An 18,371-nucleotide genomic window follows, 5' to 3' on the forward strand; every position below is an offset into this window, starting at 1 on the left:
CGAAAAAAAGCCGGGCAATTCCCGGCTTTTTTTGTGGCTGATTGTCAGGTAAAGCGGTCAATGTCGGCTGACGCTCAACCATTCCACTCTTGCTGGCTTAATCCGCCATCAGGTGGCCATACATAGTCATCAGACGACGCGTAACGCCGTTGGTCCAGCCAAAACCGTCCTGCAACGGATATTCACCGCCGCCACCAGGACGGGCACGATCGCCGCTGATGTCATATTTCTCGACCAGCTTGTGGTGCAGCTGATAGAAATTATTCACGGTATTCAGCCAGTTCACCGCGATCTCACTCGCCAGCGTCTCTTCGCCATAGTTATTCAGGCCGACAATCGCCATCCACTGCATCGGCGCCCAGCCGTTGGGCTTATCCCACTGCTCGCCGCTTTCCACCATAGAGGTCAGCAGACCGCCGTTGCTCAACAGCAGGTGACGCAGCGCAATCGCCTGCAGATGCGCCTGATGCGGCGTGGCTAAGCCGACAAACAGCGGAACCACCGAGGCGGCAGTAAACGCACCGAAGCGCTCACGACGCCAGTCATAGTCACGGAACACACCAGCCGTGCTGTCCCACAGATAGCGGGTAATTGCGCGTTTACGCGCTTCCGCTTTTTTCTGCCAGGCCAGCGCCGTCAGCTCTTCGCCTTTGGCGTGCGACAGCGTCGCAATCATCAGCTCAAGCTTGTAGAGAAACGCGTTAAGGTCGATCGGGATAAACTGGGTTGTCCGGATGCTCGACAGGCGTTTCGGGTTACGCAGCCAGCGTGACGAATAGTCCCAGCCTGATGCCGCACCGGCACGCAGATCGCGATAGACTTCGCTCGCCGGACGTTTAGACTGGCGCGCCGTTTCCACATCCTCGATCCACGACTCATCGCGTGGCGTATCACGGTCATCCCAGTAGCGGTTCAGCAGCGAACCGTTCGGCATCCGCACCACGTGACGATAAGCCTGGTTCGGCATCAGTGAGCCGGCACCGTCCATCCAGAACTGATACTCCTTCATCAGTTGTTCCTGATAACGCTTGGCACCGCGTACGCCATCCTCTTCAAACAGCTCGACCATCAGCGCAAACACCGGCGGCTGAGAACGGCTGAGATAATAGGTGCGGTTGCCGTTTGGCACATGGCCGTAGTTATCAATCAGCCAGGCGAAGTTATCCGCCATATGACGCAGCAGGTCATCACGGCCCGAGTCGGCGAGGCCGAGCATGGTGAAGTAGGAGTCCCAGTAATAGGTCTCGCCAAAGCGTCCGCCCGGCACCACGTAAGGTTTCGGCAGCGGCAGCAGAGAAGAGTGCGGCATATGTTGCTGCGGCATTTTGGTCAGAACCGGCCACAGATCATCAATATGCTCGTTCAGCGTTTTATCCGGGTTGGAGACATAAAAGCTTTCATTTACGCCAGGCAGATAAAAGTGATCGGCGACAAAACGCGACAGGTCGAAATCACTGCTGCGTTTCTGACGACGATAGCGCATCAGCACATCCAGCGGATCGTATTTTGGCGAGCAGTCGGGGAAGGTTTTACTATCCTCGAAAATGCGCGACATCTGAACGTGTTCAAACAGTTCCAGATAACGATCGGCAGGCGTGAGCGCATCCGGAGCCGGTAAGCCTTCAATCAGCTCGGGCTCCGGTTCAGAATCCTGCATGCGATCCAGTTTCAGTTCATGGGGATCGTATTGATACTCAACTTCCGCCCCGGCACGAACCTCTTCAAGTGCATTTAGTTGCTGGCGATAAGTATTAATAGCGGCCTCCTGAGCGGTCGGGGTTGCACAAAGGACAAATTATAGCCCTCTGATGCTGCGGTACAACAATGCAGAATATCTATGAACGTAATAATAATTGTCTATTAATCGGCGTTTTTGCATAAATTCCAGACAATTCAACCAAATATGCGGTTGTTCATAAAAAACGCATTTCAGATGAATCTCTTAGTCAGCAAAAGAAAAAGATTTTGTCTGAAGAAAATCGGCGTTTATTTACAATTTGTAAGAGAAGTGTGGCGCGAAATCAGGTGCAAAAGATGGCATACGCAACGCCAGAATGGCATGAAAACGCGCCTCAGCCGGATGAAAAGGGCGGGCCAAAGTGGCCCGCTCAGGGAATAATGGCTTAGCGCTTCGCCAGTGCCGCGCCAATCACATCCTGATAAGGGGCGGTCGGACGCCCAATCAGCTGGCTCAGCTGGTGGGAGTCATCAAACAGCCCGCCTTGCTCTGCGCCCGCATCTGAGTCTGCCAGCATCTCTGCCAGGCCCTCAGGTAACCCTGCCGCTTTGAGAGCTGCGGCAAACTCCTGCCGGGACAGATTGACGTAATCCACTTTCTCACCGCTCTGAGCGGCAATCTCAGCGGCAAACTGCGCCAGGGTGTAGCTGTCGTCACCGGCCAGTTCATACACTTTGCCCGCCTGATTATCCCGGGTCAGCACTTCAGCTGCCGCATCGGCATAATCCTGCCGTGCCGCCGAGGCGATCCGTCCTTCGCCTGCCGCGCCAATAAAGGCATGATGCGCCAGCGCCGGGGCGATACTGGCGGCATAGTTTTCGCTGTACCAGCCGTTACGCAGCAGGGCGAACGGTATGCCGGAAGCCTGCAGCAGCGCTTCGGTTGCGCGATGCTCAACGCCCAGTCCCAGCGGAGAGCGATCGGCGTGCAGCAGGCTGGTGTAAGCAATGAAACTCACACCGGCGGTGCGGGCCGCCTCAATCACCGCTTTATGCTGGGCTTCACGCTGGCCCACTTCACTGCCGGAAATCAGCAGCAGCTTGTCGACGCCGGCAAAAGCGGCTGCCAGCGTCTCAGGCTGGCCGTAATCGGCCTGACGAACCACGACGCCACGCGCAGCGAAATCGGCCGCTTTGGCTGGCGTACGCACGGCGGCGACGATTTCGCCCGCCGGGACTTTTTTCAGCAATGCATCAATCACTAAACGGCCGAGCTGGCCGGTGGCACCGGTTACTGCAAACATGGTATCGCTCCGATTATTTCGCTGTTGGTAAAATCAATCCTGGGCTATAAACTAACTTTTCGTAAGTACTTACAGATGAGTTAGTATGGGGTTTGCAAAGTAAATGTCTGAAAAGCTAAGTGAAAAATTTATTAGGGGTGAATTGCTGAATGTGAATTGCCCCTCGCGCGAGGTGCTCAAACGAGTCACCAGTCGCTGGAGCGTCCTGATTCTGCTGGCATTGCAGGATCAGACGCTGCGCTTCAGCGCGCTACGGCGGGTTGTGGGCGGCGTAAGTGAGCGAATGCTGGCGCAGAACCTGCGTCATCTGGAAGAAGATGGTTTCGTGCAGCGCATCGCCTACGATGTGGTCCCCCCCCACGTGGAATATTCTCTGACGCCGCTTGGCCGTGAAGTGAGTGAGCAGGTGGTCGGACTGGCCGACTGGCTGGAGGTCAATCTGAGCCGGATTCTGGCGCAGCGTGAAAAAGCCCAGGCGGGCGGAGAGTAAGTCCGCGCTCAGCAGGCGCAGCGGCTCTGTTTTCCGCCGCACCTTTGCCGCCGCTGACGCCCGCCAGACGCGTGGGTCAGTGCAGATATTTTTCAAACCAGGCCAGAGTTCTTTGCCATGCCAGTTCTGCCGCCGGTTTATCGTAGCGAGGCGTCGAATCGTTGTGAAAGCCGTGATTTACGCCGGGATAGAGGCAGGCCTGATAGATCTTCTGGTGTTGCTTAAGCGCCGCCTCATAGGCGGGCCAGCCAGCGTTGATGTTGTTATCCAGCGCCGCATAGTGCAGCAGCAGCGGAGCCTGTATGCGCGGCACATCTTCCGCTTTCGGCTGCCGGCCATAAAAGGGCACCGCGCAGGCCAGTTCCGGAAAAGCCACCGCCGCCGCATTGGCAACGCCGCCGCCATAACAGAAGCCGGTAATCCCCACTTTTCCGCTCGCCTCCGGATGTTCGATTAAAAACGTCAGCGCGGCAAAAAAATCGTTCATCAGCCGGGTCGGATCGACCTTCGCCTGTAAGGCGCGTCCCTCTTCATCATTACCGGGATAGCCACCGACCGAACTCAGGCCATCGGGTGCCAGCGCGATGTAACCCGCTTTAGCGACCCGGCGCGCCACATCTTCAATGTAGGGATTCAGACCGCGGTTCTCATGCACCACGACCACCGATGGCGGCTTGCCTTTGGGGTTAGCTGGCTTTACCAGATAGCCGCGTACTTCACCGTGCCCCTGCGGCGAAGGGTAGTGGATATACGCTGGTTTGATGTCGGGATCGGTAAACTCAACCTGGGTCGCCAGTGCATAGTTGGGGCTGAGCATACCGAGCAGCGTCGCTCCGGTCATACCGCCAATCGCCAGTTTCCCGGCCATCGCAATAAACTCTCGTTTACTGATGCGGCCATGGGCGTAGTAATCGTAAAGCTCAAGCAGTTCCTGCGGAAAATCCTGTGCGGTCAGACGTGCCATAGCAACTCCTTAACCCGGATAAGAGGATGTGTGCCACCTTACCAAAGCACAGCCTGAGCGCGCAGGCAACCTGCATGCAGCTGCCGATTAAAACGGCGGTAACGAAACGGCAGAGGGAAATAACTCACTCAGCCCGCTCACCCTGATTGCCGCTTATTAAACCGCTTCTGCTGCTGTGGGGAACAGAATATCCGTCGGGGATGCGCTGGCTGTTAATTAGGATTAAGGATCCATTCCAATTTATTAACATATGCGCAGCCGGCAAATTGCCCGAGTTATGCGGCTTCGCCTGCAATTATAATTGCGCTAATAGACAATCTCAGGCAAAAAAGCAAACAAAGCGGCAGGCAAAAATATCTGTCATTCTAACCCATTAAAAAGTAAGTCTATTTCCCTGGGTTATTGTCAAATTTGACCTTTCCCGGAACAGGGTTTATAAAATAATAACACCGAAAAACAGCAGCTTGAGGGCTATTTTTGGGTAAGGGGGGCCATAGCTGCCGGCTCATTTTAAACCGACAAATACCATAACATTCATGTCACATAACTACGCTGTAATTAACCTTTGCACCTTATTTTTAAATAAGTAATTCCCATGAAAAACAATGATCATAATCAAAAAAGACTGTTATAGTTTTCATTAACCCGATTGTTTCTGTTTCCTCGCTGCGAATAGTTTTAAATTTGCGGCGGGAATTACATTAAGCGCAACGAAATTAGTGCGTCAGGCTTAAGTTGTTAATTATAAGTAAATATGTGGTGTTCTATGTGGCAAAGAGGTAAGCAATGTTCGGATTAGATGCCTTTCATCTGGCGAGGATTCAGTTCGCATTTACTGTTTCCTTCCATATTATCTTTCCCGCCATCACCATCGGCCTCGCCAGTTTCCTGGCAGTGCTTGAAGGGATGTGGCTGAAAACCCGCGATCATACCTATCGCGATCTCTACCATTTCTGGTCGAAAATCTTCGCCGTTAACTTCGGTATGGGCGTGGTATCGGGTCTGGTAATGGCGTATCAGTTCGGCACCAACTGGAGCGGCTTCTCGCAGTTCGCCGGCAGTATCACCGGCCCGCTGCTGACGTACGAGGTCCTGACCGCTTTCTTCCTTGAAGCGGGCTTCCTTGGCGTCATGCTGTTCGGCTGGAATCGCGTCGGTCCCGGACTGCACTTCTTTGCGACCTGCATGGTGGCGCTGGGCACGCTGATCTCTACCTTCTGGATCCTCGCCTCGAACAGCTGGATGCACACACCACAGGGTTACATCATTGAGAACGGTATCGTGGTACCGCAGGACTGGTTTAAGATCGTCTTTAACCCGTCGTTCCCGTACCGGCTGTTCCATATGTCCGTGGCGGCCTTCCTCGCCAGCGCCTTCTTTGTTGGATCGTCAGCAGCCTGGCATTTGCTGAAAGGCAAAAACAACCCGGCAATTCGCAAAATGTTCTCAATGGCGTTGTGGATGGCGCTGATTGTCGCGCCGATTCAGGCGATGATCGGTGATGCGCACGGTCTCAACACCTTGGAACACCAGCCAGCGAAGATTGCGGCGATTGAAGGACACTGGGAAAACCCGCCAGGCGAAGCTACCCCGCTGATTCTGTTTGGTATCCCGGATATGGAGCAGGAGCGCACCAAATATGCGCTGGAAGTGCCTTACCTCGGCAGCCTGATTCTGACCCACAGCCTGGATAAGCAGGTCCCGGCGCTCAAGAGTTTCCCGAAAGAGGACCGGCCGAATTCCACCGTGATCTTCTGGTCATTCCGCGTAATGGTGGCGATGGGGCTGCTGATGATTACTCTCGGCGTGCTTAGTCTGTGGCTGCGTTTCAAAGGGCGTCTGTATGAGTCTCGTCCTTTCCTGTGGTTTGCACTGCTGATGGGTCCTTCAGGTCTGATTGCGATTCTGGCGGGATGGTTTACCACAGAAATCGGCCGTCAGCCGTGGGTGGTGTATGGCGTACAGCGCACCATTGATGCAGTCTCGGCGCATGGCGATCTGCACATGAGCATCAGCCTGCTGGCCTTTATTCTGGTCTACAGCTCGGTATTCGGCGTCGGTTATCACTACATGATGCGTCTGATTAAGCAGGGACCTGAAACCGGCGAAGGACACATTACTGAGCAGGGTGGTCCGGGCCAGAAGAAAACGCCGGCGCGTCCACTTTCGGCTGCCACATTTAAGGATGGAGACCACTAAGATGATCGATTTTTCAATTATCTGGTTCGCGATTATCGTCTTCGCCACCCTGATGTATATCGTGATGGATGGTTTCGATCTCGGCATCGGCCTGCTGTTCCCGTTCAATAAGGACGCGGGTGAACGCGACATGATGGTGAATACCGTCGCGCCCGTCTGGGATGGTAACGAAACCTGGCTGGTGCTGGGTGGGGCAGGGCTGTATGGCGCGTTCCCGCTGGCCTACTCGGTGATTGCCGATGCGCTGTCGATTCCGCTGACGGCGATGCTGATTGGCCTGATTTTCCGTGGCGTCGCCTTTGAGTTCCGTTTCAAAGCGGTAGAAGGGCACCGGGCATTCTGGGACAAGTCGTTCATTGCCGGTTCGATCATCGCGACCTTCAGCCAGGGTGTGGCCGTGGGCGCAATGCTGGACGGTATCCCGGTCGAAGGACGTCACTTTGCCGGTTCCGCGATGGACTGGCTGGCACCTTTCCCGCTGTTCTGCGGCGTCGGTCTGGTGGTGGCGTATGCGCTGCTGGGCTGTACCTGGCTGATCATGAAAACCGAAGATGAACTGCATCGCAAAATGTCAGCGCTGGCGACGCCGCTGGTGATTGCGCTGCTGGTGATTGTCGGCATCATCAGTCTGTGGACACCGTTTGCACACGCAGATATCGCGCAACGCTGGTTCAGCAAGCCTAACCTGTTCTGGTTCCTGCCGGTTCCGGTGCTGGTACTGCTTTGCTCGTGGGGTATCGTGCGGGCGATTAAACGTCAGGCGCACTATTCGCCGTTCCTGCTGACGCTGGCGCTGATTTTCCTCGGCTTCTCCGGCCTCGGGATCAGTATCTGGCCTAACATCATTCCGCCGTCCGTCACCATCTGGGCCGCCGCGTCACCGCCGCAGAGTCAGGCCTTTATGCTGGTCGGTAGCCTGCTGATCATTCCGATGATCCTTGGCTACACCTTCTGGAGCTACTACGTGTTCCGTGGAAAAATCAAAGCAGACGCAGGATATCATTGATATGAAAACCGAGCTCAGCAGCATGAAAGATCACAATGAGTCCAGGGCTCCGTGGTGGAAACGCGTGATGTGGCTGGTGGTTATCTACGCCGCAAGCGTGCTGGCACTGGGCGTTGTCGCTTCACTGTTCCGCATGATGATGACCGCCGCTGGGATGCGCAGTCACTGATTGTTACAGACTGTCGCCATCTTTACGGCGACGGTGCACAGGTAAGGCTGACTTCGGTCAGCCTTTTTTAATTAGTCACCTAAGCAATTAATGCGAAATCGTCGCCAGGAGACCGCTCCGGTCAGGCCTTTCCTTACAGACGGTCACATTTTTTGTTATCCTTTTGTGACAAATATCACCCTTCAATCCGCGTCGTAAATCGCCATCATGCTCAGTCAGGCCCTTAAGAAACAGCACATTAACGCTCTGGTAGAGTGGATAGAAGCCCATCTGACCGACGACATCAACATCGATCTGATCACCCTCAAATCGGGCTATTCCAAATGGCACATGCAGCGCATGTTCAAGGAGATGACCGGGCAAACGCTGGCCGCTTACACCCGTAAACGACGCCTGACGATGGCGGCGATGGCACTGCGGTTGACACGAATGCCGCTGATCGACATCGCGGTACGCTTTGGCTTTGATAACCAGCAGAACTTTACCCGGGTGTTTAAAAGCCATTTCTCCCTGACGCCCGGCGCGTTTCGGCGCATTCCTCATCTGCCGGTGAAAAACTTCCATGGCCGGATTCCGGTGCGTTCGCCAATTGAACGCGCAGCGCTGGTTGAGCGGGATGATGATCTGCTTCTGTGTGGCGAGACGCTGGAGTGGGAGTGCCAGTTTGGCGAGTATATTGCCGATCATCAGCATCGGGTGGCCGAGCAGGCGCGGCGGCTGGTGGCGCTGGCCGGCAGTCAGGCCCGGCACGGCTGGCTGGGTTTTCAGTATGGTCCCGGCCACTCATCGGCTGAGCAGCAGAATATCAGCCTGTTTCAGGCGCTGGAGCCGCAGCATGCGGCGCTGCTGGAAGGGCACCGTGAAACCTGGAGCGAGACGCGTGGATTGTATGCGCGGATTGACTGGAGTGGCACGCCCGAGCAACTGACCCGGTTCATTGCGGATATCTACTATCTGCACCTGCCGACGCTGGGCGTGGCGCGTCGCCAGGGCAAAGATCTGCTGCAGCTGGATTTTGCGCTCTGTAAACCCGACTGGCTGAGCGGTGTTTTTTCGATTCCGGTGACTCCAGCCTGAGAGTCAGCACGCTGCGTTAGCCCGATTCGGGCGGCATCAAAGCGACAAATGCATATTCCGTGCGGTAAACCGTGACAAACCGCACGATTTTATAAAATAACTTACCATTCTGGCGTAAAATCCTTCACCGAAACCCTGCTGTGCTCCATTCATCGTGCTTTCCTGGCGGGGCTGAAACAATCATCTGCATTTCTGGCCATTCCTGGCTAAAAACGATAAACGAAGAAAATTATGCGACGCTCAATGTTGTTCCTTATTTCAATGCTTTCGGCATTGCCTATGCTGGCGGCGGCTCAACTGGCAGAACCGTTCTCGCCACCCGCCGGGCTGCACCCGCATTCACAGATCTCTCAGCACGAAATTCTGGGCGACGGCCAGCTGCCGCAGCATAGCCAGAATAATCCTGCCGCATCCGGATTTAACGACACGCTGTAACCGTTCTGCCGGTAATCGAGTGGCCGCCCGTTCACAGGCGCGGCGGGCATTACCGGCAGGATAACCCGCCTGTCACCTGCTGTGACGGTGATAGCGCGTCCCGTCGACCTCGCTCCTGTCTATAGCGCCACCAGCCGGTTATCAATTCGGTTTGCTTCTCCTGCCATCGCTGATCTGCACCTGATACTGACTCTCCGCTCTCGCCCGTCATCTGACGGCTGACCAGCCTTTTCGATCCTGACATGGTTGCCTGAAGGCGATTCAGATGCGCAGCCCGGGCGTAAAATATATCTTAATCCCGGTCGATCGCATTTTTCGTCATTGTGTTGAAGATATATCATAGCTAACCTGAGCCACTCAGATGAGAATGATTTTGATTCCATAATTTAGCTGATGCCCTGACGTGACGGGCATTCACCCCGTTTCAGGAGAGATCTTTTGCCAAACCCTAACTCTGATCGCCTTCCTCAGCGCGTCCGTAACGAACTGCGCTTTCGTCATATTCAGGTAGCGAGTAAAACCAACATTGCCGGTAACTTCTGGCGCATCGAATTCAGCGGCAGCGATCTGGCGGGCTTTACTTCGCCGGGCTTTGACGACCACATTAAGGTCTTCTTTCCTGCCACCGCCGGTGAAACGCCGGTACTGCCGCAGATTACTGACCAGGGGATTGTCTGGCCAGACGGTTTGCGTCCGGCGGCCCGTGATTACACGCCGCTGGCCTTTGATGGCGTCTCATCGCTGACGCTCGATTTCTATATTCATCAGCATGGCGTCGCCAGCGACTGGGCGAGCCAGGCGCAGATCGGCGACAGTCTGATCGTCGGTGGCCCGCGCGGCTCGCTGATTGTACCGACCGATTACGCGTTCCAGCTCTATGTCTGCGACGAAACCGGCCTGCCTGCTTTTGCGCGTCGTAAGCAGGATGCCCGCGCCCAACAGTTGCACCTGTTTGCCTATGCCGATCAGGCCACCGGCCGTGATTATTTAACCGATACGGCGGGGGTTAATCTGAACTGGCTCGGCAGCGGCCAGATGCAACTGGCGCAGCTCAGCCAGTTGACCGCCAGGCTGGATCAACTGGCGATACCGTCGGAAGATTACTTCATCTGGCTTACCGGCGAAGGCGAATTTGTTAAGGCGCTGAGCGATTACTTCACCACTCAGCGCGGCGTAAACAGCGACTACGTGCGGGCCGTGGCGTACTGGCACCAGAAGTAAGCGGGTCCGCCGCCTGTGTTGAATTTTGCCAGGTGGCGGACTACCATCAATCTCCTTTTCTTCTCTCCGGGCAGGCAATGAAAGACCATTCAGCATCTTCATCTGGCGATCAACCCACGCGCGCAGGCGGTTGCGGCAGCCGGCGTAAGCGGCGGGAAAAAATGCTGGAGGCGAGTGATATTCGTCTGCTGATGCTCCATTTTCTGGCGCAGAATGCCGCGCACGGCTATGAGCTGATCAAGTCGGTAGAGGAGTTGTCGAAAGGGGAGTATACGCCCAGTCCGGGCATCATTTACCCCAATCTGACGCTGCTGGAAGAGATGGAGGCGATTGAGGTGGTGGATGCGCAGGCCACCCGTAAAGCGTACCGGCTGACTGAGGCTGGTGAGGCGCTGCTGGCGGCCAACCGCGACCCTATTGCCAGCCTGATCGCGCGTTTATCGTCGCTGGCCATTCTGGTCAACAACCGCAGCATTCCGGCGGTAGAACAGGCAATTCACGACCTGAAAATGGCGCTCAATACGCGACTGGCGCAGCAGGATATCTCCGAGGCCGCGCTGCAGACGCTGATCGCGGCGCTGCAGGACGCGGCAGAAAAAATCACCCGCAGCTGAACGTTCTCCCTGGCGGGTTGCCAGCGGGCAACTTAGCTCACTTCGGACTTGTGCTTATCAATGTGACCCAGCGTACGATCCGGGAAACAGATGTCACGTACCCGCTGCTTCAGGCTGGTGGCGTCAGGAAAGCCGCCATCCCGTTTACGCTCCCACAGCAGATGTTCATCAAGGGTAATCTCAAAGATGCCGCCGGTGCCCGGCCTGAGCGTCACTTCCGCCAGATCGTCAGCGAAGGTGTGCAGCAGCTCCTGTGCCATCCACGCTGAACGCATCAGCCAGTTGCATTGCATACAGTAGTGGATAACGACCACAGGTTTTTGTGCCATAACTCTATTCCTTTAACGTATTGATAAATTACCGGTTAATTGTAGTTAACAAACTGTGCGCTGCAAGATAGAGTTAAATGTAAATAAGATTGATAATGATTAGCAATTGCATTAAATTCCGGACCATAATTTATAGTCAGAAATAAGTCCGATTTTACGGCTTTTGTGCCAGGCCGTTTTGATGATGCCAGTAAGCAAGTGAGCGAATACTAACAATTAATCAGGTAATTCGCGCCCATGTCACTACTTTTTCAGGGATTGACGCAACAGCGTCTGTTTAAACTGGCATTACTTGCCTCTGCCATCCACGCCACCTGCAGTTATGCCGCGCAGAGTGAATCTGCTCTGCTGGCGCGCACCGATAACAGCCAAAGCCCGTCCGAAACGGTGATGACGGTTACGGCGCCCGAAATTAAAAAACAGGCGGGCAGCAAAACCAGCCTGTCGGCGGCCGATCTGCAACAGCGTGGGGCCACCGATTTTGGCTCAATCATGCGTTATGAGCCGCTGATCAGCGCCACCGGCTCGCAGGGCGGATCGTCAGCCGGCAAGAGCGGCTTTGATCGCGCGGGCTATACCGGCTACAACATTCGCGGACTGGAAAGTAACCGGGTCGGGCTGGATGTGGATGGCATCCCGTTACCCCAGGCTACCGGTCGCAGTTACGTCGGACGTGCCGGGCTGGACAGTTTTGGCATTGGCCGGGATTACATCGACCCTTATCTGTTTGGCCGCATCGACATTGAAAAGGGCGCTACTGCGGTGGATCAGCCCAACACCTCGATTGGCGGCAATGTCTCGTTCCGCAACAAATCCCCCGACGATTACCTGCGTCCCGGCAAATCGACCTATTTTGGCTACCAGAGCGACTACGATTCCGCCAGCCGCAGCTGGCATAACGGCCTTACCGCCGCGGCAGGCGACGATGAGCTGCGCGGTATCTTTGTCTACAGCCGCCGCGACGGCCAGCAAACCCGCAATAACAGCGGCACGCTGGATGCGTATCCTGCTAACTGGCACTCCGACGCCTTTATGAGTTCCGGTATCTGGCAGCCCAACGATGCGCATCAGCTGAGCGCCACCCTCGACTACTACCACAAAACCAATCACAGCCATTACGACAGCTGGGATACCTCAGGCAATACGATCTGGGGTACCGCACAGCAGCAGAGCGATACGCGGCGCTGGGGCATCAGCCTTGCTGATGAATACACCCCTTACAATGAGATCATCGACAGCCTGACCAGCCGTATTTACTGGCAACAAACTGAGGCGCACGACAATACCCTGATGCCGTCGAGCGCCACCGCCTGGCAAAACGTCTATTCCGATTACAACAGTGACACCTACGGAATCGACACCCGGGCGACCAAAACCCTGGGACGTCATGAGCTGAGTGGCGGACTGAATGCGCGGCAGGTGGATACCGAGCGGCCGTTCCGTCAGTCGCCGGCCCCCAGTGTTTATAGTGTCATCATGCAGCCGCAGGCCAACAGTCGCAGCTATACGCTGGGCGGCTACCTGCAGGACAAAATCAATTTTGATGCTGACGGACATAAAGCGGCGCTGATCCCCGGCGTGCGGGTGGCATACCAGAACACCAAACCGCGTGATGTCGGAACGCTGACCACCAACAGCAGCGTACTCGATGCCAGTGAAGTCTCCGCGCTGTACGGTTCGGCCAACACCGATACTCAGGTGTTACCGTCGATCGCCTTCCAGTACGATCTCACGCCTGGCCTGATGACCTATCTGCAATATACCCGCGGGGCGCAGTTCCCCAATGATACCCAGCTGTATGGCTCATGGAACCTCGGCTCCAGCTATGCTGGTACCGCGCAGTACGCGCTGATTGGTAACCCGGATTTAAAAACCGAGACCAGCAATAACTATGAGTGGGGCGTGAAAGGCCAGCTGACCGACGGTATTACGATTAATGCCGCGGCGTTTTATAACGACTACAAAAACTTTATCGCCTTTACCCGCTATAGCCGCGCGGCAAATCCGGGTAAGTTCGTTAATGTCCCCAGCAACATCTACACCACTTACCAGGCGGAGAACCGCGATAAAGCCTATATCTACGGCGCGGAAATCAGCAGCAAAGTGAACTTCGGCAGCTGGTTCCAGCAGGTGGATGGCCTGAGCGCCAGGCTGGCGTTTGGCTACACCCAGGGGGCGGCAAAGTCGAGCTACCTCGGCGACCGCTATATCGACCTGGAGAGTGTGGCCCCGATGAAAGCGATTGTCGGACTGGCCTGGGATGATGATGCGCGCGGCTACGGCGCGGCCGTCACCGCCACCTTCGTCAAAGGCAAACAGGCCAGCGCCACCAACCGTAACAGCTATGCCAATAGCGGCGGCAGCCTGACCGGATCCAGCACCGACTACATGCGGGTACCCGGTTACGGCATGGTGGACATGACGGCTTACTGGCGGATGACGCCACAGGTCAGGCTGAGCGGCGGGCTATATAACATCACCGATCGTAAATACCGGGATTACCTCAGCAGCCGTGAACTGACCAGTGCCACCCAGCAGGAACGCAACGATCAGGCGCTGGCGGTGATGCCGGGCCGTACTTTCCAGTTGGGCGTTAACGTCGATTTCTGATCACTGATGCCCGGTGCTGACGCCGGGCATCATCATGGGAGCACATCATTATGAATTCTGTTTATCAGCACTATCTCGCCCTGAAAGGCGAACAACCGAAAAAATATGCCCGTGACCTGGCGGCGTTGATCGGTATCAGCGAAGCGGCGCTGTGCGAGGCGCGAATCGGGATGGATACCCGGCGGCTGAAGTGCGACTTTCCGGCACTGCTGAAAGCGCTGGAGTCGGTCGGCCAGACCAAAAGCATTACCCGTAACGCCTATGCCGTCCATGAACAGCTCGGCGAGTACAAAAACCTGCAGCTCGGTGCCCATGCTGGGCTGGTGCTGAACCCGCGTGCACTGGATCAGCGTCTGTTTGTCGCCCAGTGGCGAAGCGCGTTTGCCCTGCAGGAGCAAACCGCACAGGGCGAACGGCACAGTATTCAGATTTTCGATCGCCACGGTGATGCGGTACTGAAGATCTATGCGACCGATCAGACCGACCAGGCGGCGTGGCAGGCGTTGATCGCCACGTTTACCGAAGCCAGTGCGGCACCGCTGCAGGTGGAACCGGTCGCTACCGTCGCTCTTAACCCTGCGATCGATGCCGCTGCCGTCGATCGCGAATGGCGCGCCATGACCGATGTACATCAGTTTTTCAGCCTGCTCAGGCGGCATAACCTGTCGCGCCAGCAGGCGTTCCGCGCCGCCGGTGACGATCTGGCCTGGCAGACCAGCAACGATGCGCTGGCGCGTCTGTTGCAGATGGCGCAGCAGGCAGGTAACGAAATTATGATTTTTGTCGGTAACCGGGGCTGCACCCAGATTTTCACCGGCGCGATCGACAGGCTGGTGCCGATGGAAAACTGGCTCAACGTCTTTAATCCTCACTTCACCCTGCATCTGATGGCGGACCAGATCAGCGAAAGCTGGATCACCCGCAAACCGAGTGGCGATGGTTTTGTCACCAGCCTGGAACTGTTTGCTGCCGACGGCACGCAGATCGCCCAGTTGTACGGGCAGCGTAGTGAAGGCACGCCGGAACAGAAACGCTGGCGCGAGCAGATCGAGGCCCTGCGCGCGGCGGGAGCAATGGCATGAAATGGCTGACTCTGCTGGGCCTGCTGCTGGTGCTGCCTTCGCTGGCGGCGGAGCGGGTGGTATCGATTGGCGGTGACGTCACCCAGATTATCTATGCGCTGGATGCCCAGCCGCAGCTGGTGGCGCGCGACAGCACCAGTCTGCGCCCGGCGCTGGCCACCCGGCTGCCGGATGTCGGCTACATGCGCCAGCTCAATGCCGAAGGGATTCTGGCGCTTAAACCGACGCTGGTGATCGCCAGTGCGCAGGCTAAGCCGTCGCTGGTATTGCAACAGATTGCCCAGGCCGGGGTACGGGTTGTCACGGTCAGCGGCGAGAACAGCCTGCAGGCGATCCCGCAAAAAATTATCACTATCGGCCAGGCACTCGGCCATCAGAGCGAGGCGCAGGCGCTGGCACAGCAGGTAACGCAGCAGATCAGCCAGCTGCCACAGCAGACGCTGCCGGTGAAGGTGCTCTACATTATGGCCAACAGCGGCATGAAATCGATGGCGGCGGGTAAGCAGACCGCTGCTGATAGCGCCATCCGCAGCGCCGGGCTGGAGAATGCGATGGGCAGCGTGCCGCACTATCAGGCGCTGTCGCAGGAAGGGGTGATCGCTGCCGCGCCGGACCTGGTGGTGGTGGGTGAAGAGGGGTTGCAAACCATTGGCGGCGAACAGCGTTTGTGGCAGCTGCCCGGCCTGGCGCTGACGCCAGCCGGTCAGCAGCATCATTTACTGGTGATCGATACCCAGGCGCTGCTGGGCTTTGGTCTGGATACGCCGCGGGCCATCGTCCGGTTACGTCAGGCTGCGGAATCTCTGATGCATGAACGGTAATACGCTGCGCGGGCTGGCGCTGATGACCATTATGCTGCTGGTATCCATGGTGCTGGCGGCCAACCTTGGCGCGATGTCCCTGTCGCTGCGCGCCCTGTGGCAGGCACCGCTCAGCGATATGATCTGGCAAATCTGGCTGAATATCCGCCTGCCGCGCGTACTGCTGGCGGTGCTGATCGGCATGGCGCTGGCGGTGTCGGGCGCGGTGATGCAGGGCGTGTTTCGTAATCCGCTGGCCGATCCGGGTCTGCTCGGCATCAGCAGCGGTGCCGGTCTGGCGGTAGCGGTGGCAATCATTGTCCCGCTGGCCCTGCCGCCGTCGCTGGCGCTGTGGCTGCCGATGATCGCCGCGTTTATCGGCAGCCTGCTGGTGACGCTACTGATCTTCAGTTTCAGCCGGCTGGCGCGCGGCAACCTGTCGCGGCTGCTGCTGGTGGGCATCGCCATTAATGCGCTGTGTGGGGCGGCGGTCGGCGTGCTGTCGTGGCTGAGCAACGATCAGCAACTGCGCCAGCTGTCGCTGTGGGGAATGGGCAGCCTGAGCCAGGCGCAATGGCCGGCGCTGCTGATTTGCGCGGTGCTGATTTTACCGGCGCTGCTGCTGTTACAGACCGGGGCGCGCCAGCTGAATCTGCTGCAGGCGGGGGAAGAAGATGCCCATTACATGGGCGTTGATGTGAAACGCACTCAGCACCAGTTACTGATCCTCAGCGCGCTGCTGGTCGGCACCGCGGTTTCGGTCAGCGGGGTGATCGGCTTTGTCGGCTTAGTGGTGCCACACGTGATGCGTTTTTGTCTTGGCAGCGATCATCGCTGGCTGCTGCCCGGCTCGGCGCTGGCCGGGGCGATCCTGCTGCTGCTGGCCGATACCCTGGCGCGCACGGTGGTGGTGCCGGCGGAGATGCCGGTCGGCCTGCTCACCAGCCTGATTGGCGGGCCGTGGTTTCTCTGGCTGATCCTGCGTCAACAGCGAGGCATCGAATGAACGAGTTACTGCAGGCCACGGATCTCTGTTTATTCCGCGACGGCAAGGCGATTATCGATCGGCTCGACGTGACGCTGACGGCCGGTGAGATGGTGGCGCTGATAGGCCCTAACGGTGCCGGTAAATCGACATTGCTGCGCCTGCTGACAGGCTTTCTGCCGCCCGATCGGGGGGAATGTCGTCTGGGTGCGGCCCGGCTGGCGGACTGGTCTCGCCATCAGCTGGCACGCCGCCGGGCAGTGATGCGTCAGCAAACCCAACTGACCTTTTCTCAGTCCGCCGAATCGGTGGTGGCGATGGGACGCGCGCCCTGGCCGGATACCGGCAGTCGACAGATTGTGGCTGAGGTCATGCAGCTGACCGGCTGTGATTCGCTGGCACAGCGCGACTACCGCCAGCTTTCCGGCGGCGAGCAGCAGCGGGTGCAACTGGCGCGGGTGCTGGCACAGCTATGGCAGGATGGCGCGCCGCGCGGCTGGCTGTTTCTGGATGAACCGACCTCGGCGCTGGATCTCTTCTGGCAGCAGCAGACGCTGCGTTTATTGCGACAGCTCACCCGTGGCGGTGAGCTTAGCGTCTGCGCCGTGCTACACGATCTGAACCAGGCGGCGTTATGGGCCGATCGCATCCTGCTGCTGCACGCCGGCAGGCTGGTGGCGCAGGGTACGCCGCAGGCGGTGATGACGGAAGCGACGCTGACCCGCTGGTATCAGGCCGAGTTGCAGGTCACGCAGGGGGCGGGCGGGCAGCCGCATATTCAGCTGCGGGTTTAGGCCGTTTCGCTTTTAAAACATTGTGTTGCGAAGTTATGTCTTGCCAGTTTTGCGCCATACTTGTGTTCCTGGGTGAGTTATTAAGGAGACAATAATGGCGCAATCATTAGACCAAACCGCTAAACAACTGGGTGAAATTTTACTCTCTTCCGGACTTCATCTTGCCACTGCCGAATCCTGTACCGCCGGATTGATCAGCATGACGCTGGCGGCGGTGGAGAACAGCGGCAACTTTTATACCAGTGGCTTTGTCACCTATAGCGAGAATGCCAAAATCCGCCTGCTGGGTGTCCGCCCCTCGACGCTGGAGCAGCACACGGCGGTCAGTGAACAGACGGTGCGGGAGATGGCGCAGGGTGCCTGTGCGCGCTCCGGCGAGCCGGTCGGGCTGTCGATCAGCGGCTATGCCGGGCCTGATGGCGGAGAAGATGGTACGCCGGCGGGCACCATCTGGTTTGGCTGGGTATTGCCGAACGGCCGCGACTACGCCGAGTGCCATCAGTTCAGTGGCGATCCCAAATCGGTGATGGAGCAGGGTGCGCAGTTCGCGCTGGAAGGCCTGATTAAACGGCTTCAGCTGCCGGTGGAATAAAGGCGCAATGCTGCGCCTTATCC

The 18,371-nt window shown here is 57.2% G+C and carries 18 protein-coding genes; 14 read left to right on the forward strand and 4 right to left on the reverse strand.

The window, feature by feature from the left end; translation table 11 throughout:
• Positions 1 to 97: 97 nt before the first annotated feature.
• Entirely contained in the window at positions 98 to 1,756 is a 1,659-nt protein-coding gene (locus ACLIBF_RS04260) for an alpha,alpha-trehalase (RefSeq protein WP_046289239.1), read from the reverse strand.
• Between the two features lie 367 nt (positions 1,757 to 2,123).
• Entirely contained in the window at positions 2,124 to 2,981 is an 858-nt protein-coding gene (locus ACLIBF_RS04265; protein WP_448309412.1) for an SDR family oxidoreductase, read from the reverse strand.
• A gap of 103 nt (positions 2,982 to 3,084) precedes the next feature.
• Between ACLIBF_RS04265 and ACLIBF_RS04270 the strand changes: the two genes are divergently transcribed.
• Positions 3,085 to 3,471, forward strand: a complete 387-nt coding sequence (locus tag ACLIBF_RS04270; protein ID WP_031377807.1) for a winged helix-turn-helix transcriptional regulator — start codon at positions 3,085 to 3,087, stop codon at positions 3,469 to 3,471.
• 76 nt (positions 3,472 to 3,547) lie between these two features.
• Here ACLIBF_RS04270 and yghX read toward each other — a convergent pair whose 3' ends face one another.
• Positions 3,548 to 4,435 carry a YghX family hydrolase gene (gene yghX, locus ACLIBF_RS04275; protein WP_448309414.1) on the reverse strand — a complete coding sequence of 296 codons (888 nt, stop codon included), beginning with the start codon at positions 4,433 to 4,435 and terminating at the stop codon, positions 3,548 to 3,550.
• Positions 4,436 to 5,221: 786 nt separating this feature from the next.
• On the opposite strand from yghX, the gene ACLIBF_RS04280 reads away from it, so the two are divergent.
• The 7 genes from ACLIBF_RS04280 (at position 5,222) to ACLIBF_RS04310 (ending at position 11,156) form a co-directional block, all read left to right on the forward strand.
• Entirely contained in the window at positions 5,222 to 6,634 is a 1,413-nt protein-coding gene (locus tag ACLIBF_RS04280; protein WP_031377809.1) for a cytochrome ubiquinol oxidase subunit I, read from the forward strand.
• Position 6,635: 1 nt separating this feature from the next.
• Positions 6,636 to 7,640, forward strand: coding sequence for a cytochrome d ubiquinol oxidase subunit II (gene cydB / locus ACLIBF_RS04285; RefSeq protein WP_031377810.1), 1,005 nt, complete (start codon positions 6,636 to 6,638; stop codon positions 7,638 to 7,640).
• 1 nt (position 7,641) lies between these two features.
• Positions 7,642 to 7,809: a DUF2474 domain-containing protein gene (locus ACLIBF_RS04290; RefSeq protein ID WP_069728837.1), complete on the forward strand. Its 168-nt coding sequence runs from the start codon at positions 7,642 to 7,644 to the stop codon at positions 7,807 to 7,809.
• 207 nt (positions 7,810 to 8,016) lie between these two features.
• Positions 8,017 to 8,886 (forward strand): helix-turn-helix domain-containing protein, encoded by an 870-nt coding sequence (locus tag ACLIBF_RS04295; protein ID WP_046289238.1) that lies wholly within the window; start codon positions 8,017 to 8,019, stop codon positions 8,884 to 8,886.
• Between the two features lie 231 nt (positions 8,887 to 9,117).
• Positions 9,118 to 9,321 carry a hypothetical protein gene (locus ACLIBF_RS04300; protein ID WP_031377275.1) on the forward strand — a complete coding sequence of 68 codons (204 nt, stop codon included), beginning with the start codon at positions 9,118 to 9,120 and terminating at the stop codon, positions 9,319 to 9,321.
• A 438-nt stretch (positions 9,322 to 9,759) separates the two neighbouring features.
• The gene (locus ACLIBF_RS04305) at positions 9,760 to 10,542 is read left to right on the forward strand and encodes a siderophore-interacting protein (protein WP_031377276.1); all 783 of its coding nucleotides are present in this window, start codon (positions 9,760 to 9,762) and stop codon (positions 10,540 to 10,542) included.
• 77 nt (positions 10,543 to 10,619) lie between these two features.
• Entirely contained in the window at positions 10,620 to 11,156 is a 537-nt protein-coding gene (locus tag ACLIBF_RS04310; protein ID WP_031377277.1) for a PadR family transcriptional regulator, read from the forward strand.
• Between the two features lie 32 nt (positions 11,157 to 11,188).
• Here the strand turns inward: ACLIBF_RS04310 and ACLIBF_RS04315 are convergent, their stop codons facing one another.
• Positions 11,189 to 11,485 (reverse strand): SelT/SelW/SelH family protein, encoded by a 297-nt coding sequence (locus tag ACLIBF_RS04315; protein ID WP_031377278.1) that lies wholly within the window; start codon positions 11,483 to 11,485, stop codon positions 11,189 to 11,191.
• Between the two features lie 237 nt (positions 11,486 to 11,722).
• On the opposite strand from ACLIBF_RS04315, the gene ACLIBF_RS04320 reads away from it, so the two are divergent.
• The 6 genes from ACLIBF_RS04320 (at position 11,723) to ACLIBF_RS04345 (ending at position 18,348) form a co-directional block, all read left to right on the forward strand.
• Complete coding sequence (locus ACLIBF_RS04320; protein WP_069728838.1) at positions 11,723 to 14,095, forward strand: TonB-dependent receptor domain-containing protein; 2,373 nt, start codon at positions 11,723 to 11,725, stop codon at positions 14,093 to 14,095.
• Between the two features lie 50 nt (positions 14,096 to 14,145).
• Positions 14,146 to 15,177 (forward strand): hemin-degrading factor, encoded by a 1,032-nt coding sequence (locus ACLIBF_RS04325; RefSeq protein ID WP_279810952.1) that lies wholly within the window; start codon positions 14,146 to 14,148, stop codon positions 15,175 to 15,177.
• On the forward strand, positions 15,174 to 15,998 hold the full coding sequence (locus tag ACLIBF_RS04330) for a heme/hemin ABC transporter substrate-binding protein (protein ID WP_279810949.1): 825 nt from the start codon (positions 15,174 to 15,176) through the stop codon (positions 15,996 to 15,998). Before ACLIBF_RS04325 ends, ACLIBF_RS04330 begins: the two co-directional genes overlap by 4 nt.
• Entirely contained in the window at positions 15,988 to 16,983 is a 996-nt protein-coding gene (locus ACLIBF_RS04335; RefSeq protein WP_279810946.1) for a FecCD family ABC transporter permease, read from the forward strand. The genes ACLIBF_RS04330 and ACLIBF_RS04335 overlap by 11 nt, the downstream gene beginning before the upstream one ends.
• Complete coding sequence (locus tag ACLIBF_RS04340) at positions 16,980 to 17,756, forward strand: heme ABC transporter ATP-binding protein (protein WP_046289236.1); 777 nt, start codon at positions 16,980 to 16,982, stop codon at positions 17,754 to 17,756. The genes ACLIBF_RS04335 and ACLIBF_RS04340 overlap by 4 nt, the downstream gene beginning before the upstream one ends.
• A 94-nt stretch (positions 17,757 to 17,850) precedes the next feature.
• The gene (locus tag ACLIBF_RS04345) at positions 17,851 to 18,348 is read left to right on the forward strand and encodes a CinA family protein (protein WP_046289235.1); all 498 of its coding nucleotides are present in this window, start codon (positions 17,851 to 17,853) and stop codon (positions 18,346 to 18,348) included.
• The last annotated feature ends 23 nt before the right edge of the window (positions 18,349 to 18,371 follow it).

The sequence above is a fragment of the Pantoea sp. PGP6 genome (genome assembly GCF_053474785.1).